This window comes from Hymenobacter sp. AT01-02 (genome assembly GCF_000961955.2).
Lineage (GTDB): Bacteria > Bacteroidota > Bacteroidia > Cytophagales > Hymenobacteraceae > Hymenobacter > Hymenobacter mucosus.
The window spans coordinates 1-4,262 of sequence record NZ_JZIR02000209.1 but is presented as its reverse complement, the minus strand read 5'-3'; the positions used below and the strand labels follow the sequence as shown (position 1 = coordinate 4,262).

The following is a 4,262-nucleotide window of genomic DNA, read 5'->3' as shown; positions in this document are numbered from 1 at the left end:
CGGCGAAGTGCGTACCCACCAGCCACCCTGTCCTTTTTCGTCCCACAGCACCGAGCAGTCGTCCCAGCCGGACTCGGCCAGCACCGGGCTCAGCCGCTCCCAGGGGCCGGCCGGGCGCGGGGCCGAGGTCATGAAGTAGCCTTCCTCGGGCGTACCAAAGTAGATGTAGAAGCGGCCGTTGTGGTGCCGGATGGTGCCGGCCCAGATGCCCCGTCCGTAGCGGTTCATTTTGTCCCAGTTCAGCTCCGGGCCAATCTGGGTGAGGTCAGCTACGGCGTGCCCGGCAAACTGCCAATTCACTAGGTCGCGCGAGTGCAGGATGGTGAGGCCGGGCGAGAACTGGAAAGTGGAGGTAATGGCGTAGTAGTCGTCGCCCACCTTGATGCAGTCCAGGTCGCTGTAGTCACTCGGAATTATAGGGTTAGAATAAGTAGAATCTGCTTGCTCGCCCCACCGGTTCCAGTCGCCCCATGGGGGCGGCACCTGCGCCAGCAGGCTTATGCGCATGGTAGCGAGCAGTATCGCAAGCACAAAGACTTTCGCTTTAGGAACGCGCATGCTTTCTTTAATGGCAACAGCTAGCAGTAGGTAGATAGTGTAAAATTCGGTGCGGCTGGTGTAAGTGAAGTGGGGTGTTTTCGGCAAAAGCAAGGTAGTAACTCAACATTCATGTTGCTTTCTGATAAATAATGGGTTAGCAAACAGGGTACTTTTGATGGCCGATCAGAAAGCTACTTACGTGGACCGCTTTTATTCATTGCGCTTTGAGTTGCGATGATACATATTGGGAGACTGAGCTTACAGTAGGCCGCTGATTAGGACTTTTCGGCTATTTAATTTTTTGCTCTACTCTCTTTGGTTGAGCACCTAGCAGTAATAGAACGAGTAGCGGTGGGTAGGCAAAGCGCATGGAAAATAGAAGCTAGGTAGGCACTACCAGAAGGCTTTGGCGCTGTTCAGCTGGTGGGGTGCTATGCAGCTCACCAGCCCAAGCCTGGTCAACTCACTGCACGAGCTAATAGCTATCCAAGTATCCGGTGAACATAAGCACGCAGCTACAAGCTAGTTTCGCTATAAGCGAAATGTGTGCACGAGTGTATACTTCTTTTCGCCCCGCAGTTACGGAACAAAGAAAATACAGCTTTCCTAGCTCCGCATTGCGGAGTTAGCCTTTGTTTGGTTGGGCTATGGAATCATGACTGTGAGGCATGGCCACCAACGCCCATTAGCAAATTTTGACACTGTGTTTGAACTAGCTTTTTTAATCACTCAACACGCTTCAAGTAAGCCAGCCGGGTGGCTCGCCCTTTTCTCCGATGCTACCTCTTACGGGAAGCCTAGCACGGTAATAAACTGAAGATTATCAGATTTTTGTGAGCTAAATACTGTTTTTTTCAAGAGTGTAACTAAGGGAAACTGACGGCTTTTTTCAGGTTTTTAGCCGAAAAATCAAAGCAGGCGTCATGGGGGCGCAGGATAGATTTACACCGCATCTGCTTTCTGCTAAGGGGAGCAAATGTGGCCTGCCATCCGGCGGGTTATTACTGCTCTTAATTTATTCTCCCACCCAATCCTTTTCGTATGAAAAGAAGTTTTCCCTTCCTTACAAGGGCGGCTGGAGCCTTGCTGCTGGTCGGTCCTTTGTTCTCTTCGGGCTTGCATGCCCAAACGCCTAGCGCAAGTAGCACCCTGGTTGCGCAGCCCATTCCCGACCGGCTTGTGCCGTATAGCGTGGCTGACCCTGGCGTGGCCAAGCCCATGATATGGGGCATGGATGCCGGCGGCTGGACCAACCCGGCCATCTGGCAAACGGGGGTCGCTTACTTAGGGGCCAGCAATGTGCAGATAACGCGAATACCTGCTTTCCCGACTGACACGTTGTACGGCAATGCCCTTCAGCCCAGACAAAAAGCCTTGGTGAAGGAGCGACTCGACCATGTGGCGGCAGCCGGCCATAGCCTGCAGGTTATGCTAAACCCCGGCGGCGGGGAAATTGCCTGGTACTCGCGCGATGCCGTGGGCTACGCTCGCTACGCGTTGCTGATGGAATTAACTAAGAATTACATCGAGAGCTTTGGCCACAAGGTGGTGTCCATCACGGGCTACAACGAGCCAGACCCCGCATACGCCGGGGTTTCGCAGCAGAATTTCTACGATTTTATTGCTGCCTGCAAAGCCCGGCCAGCGTTGAGCGGCTTGCGCTTTTGCGGGGGAAATACGCTCAATAACGATTTTGCGCTCAGCTGGTACAACTATTCGAAACCCGCCGGCCTCAACGAGGGTAATACCCACCAGCTAGCCGGCATTTTCGATACGTACGCCAATTTTTACCAGAGGGTGCGGGCCAACGGCGACTATGCCACTAATGACGAGGTTCACGACATCATGGAGAGCATCGTGGGTGCGCAGTATGGTATGCAGGCCGGTATTTACTGGGGCTATGCCAACTTGGCCCGCGGGGAGTTTGTGAAAGCCTGCAATGGAACCCGCCTGGGCTACGCCGAGCACCGCCCAAATTGGACCGCTGCCGCGGTGTACCGCCAAACCACGGGGCAGCTGCAGGCGTTTGGGGGGGTATCGGAGCGGCAAGCTATTACGACTACGTACAACTACGTGGCCAAGGACCGGGACGTCTATTACGAAGGCTACGGGCCGCAGCGGGAGTACTCGCTGACGCTGCCCGGCGGCTCGGGCTACATGACCAACGACCAGCGCTACGCCGAGCGCGTAATCAACATCAGCTGGGGCGAGGACATACAGCCCGTTACCAACGGGCGCTATGTGCTCGTGAACCGCGCTAGCGGCAAAGTGCTGCAAGTGAGCGGGGGCTCGACAGCCAATGGGGCCGCTATTCAGCAGGGAACCAACACGGGCGCTACTTGGCAGCAGTTCAACGTGACGCCCGTAGACTCCCGTATTGGGGGGGACTTTAGCTACTTCTCGGTCACGGCAGTAAATAGCGGCAAGGCGCTGGACTTACAAGACTACTCGCTGAATAATGCTGCCCCTATCGTTTCCTACGACGACAATAAGTCGGGCAACCAGTTGTGGTACATGGACTACGCAGCCGACGGCTGGTTTTACATCCGCAACCGCCACAGCACCAAAGCACTCGACATTGCGGCGGATGGCCTGACGGCGGTGCAGCAGGAAAAAAACACGGCCAGCACCAGCCAGCAGTGGCGCTTGCTGCCGGTAGGCACCACGGTAGAGTTTACGGCCCCCGACGCGCCCACCAACCTAGTGGCTACGGCCAACCCCGAATCGGTACGCCTGAGCTGGGCGGCCAGTTCCGCTACGGATGTGGCTGGCTATACCATCTTCCGCGCCGAGGCAGCCAACGGACCGTTCAATACCATTGCCCGCAACGTGGTCGGAACTTCGTTTATCGACAATACCGCTACCACCAGCGGGCAGTATTACTACAAGCTGAAGGCTGTTGATAATGCTCTTAACCGCTCGGCCTACTCGAGCCAGGTAGCGGCCACTACCACCGGCACCCGCGACTTAGTGGCGCAGTGGCAGTTTGACGGCAACACGCTGGACAACTCCGTGAACGGCAACCGTTGCGCCCCCTTCGGCGGCACCTCATTTGTAGCGGGCAAGGTGGGAGCCAATGCTTTGGCGCTGAACGGCGCGAACGCCTTTGTGCAGCTGCCAGCCACCGTAGCCAACCAGTCGGAGATAACCGTGGCGGCTTGGGTGTATTGGAACGGCGGCAACGCTTGGCAGCGCATCTTCGATTTCGGCAACGACCAGTCGCAATACCTGTTTCTAACCCCCAACAACGGGGCGGGCAACTTGCGCTTGGGCATTCGCAACGGCGGGGCCGAGCAAACGCTCGATGCCCCAGCCTTGGCTATTAATACCTGGGCGCACGTAGCCGTGACCCTGGGAGCTAATGGCGCACGAATCTTTGTAAACGGGCAAAAGGTGGCCGAGTCGGTTAACGTTACCATTCGGCCAATCGACTTCAAGCCGGTACTCAACTACCTAGCCGCAGCCAGTTCAATGACGCATTATTCAGCGGCCGTCTTGATGAGGTGCGGGTGTATAACTATGCGCTGGCCCCAGTGGAAGTAGCCACTCTAGCGGCGCCAAGCAGCACCTACTACCAGCTAGCCAACCGCACCACCGGCCTGTTTCTGGATGGCATGGGCCGCACCACCAACGGTGACAACTGCGGCCAATACGGCAATGGCACCACCAGCTTCAACGCCTTCTGGGCCTTGCGCGAGGTGGGCAGCGGCTACTACCTGCTG

The 4,262-nt window shown here is 56.5% G+C and carries 3 protein-coding genes; 2 read left to right on the top strand and 1 reads right to left on the bottom strand.

The genetic code is table 11. The annotated features are described in order from the left end of the window. The coding region (locus tag VI25_RS22440; protein ID WP_201783386.1) for a family 43 glycosylhydrolase at positions 1-645 on the bottom strand (645 nt) is incomplete at its 3' end. Between the two features lie 936 nt (positions 646-1,581). On the opposite strand from VI25_RS22440, the gene VI25_RS22435 reads away from it, so the two are divergent. Both VI25_RS22435 and VI25_RS22430 read left to right on the top strand, forming a co-directional pair. Further along, positions 1,582-4,083, top strand: a complete 2,502-nt coding sequence (locus tag VI25_RS22435; protein ID WP_082455819.1) for an RICIN domain-containing protein — start codon at positions 1,582-1,584, stop codon at positions 4,081-4,083. After that, on the top strand, positions 4,074-4,262 hold a 189-nt coding region (locus VI25_RS22430; RefSeq protein WP_161807033.1), incomplete at its 3' end, for an RICIN domain-containing protein. The genes VI25_RS22435 and VI25_RS22430, both read left to right, overlap by 10 nt.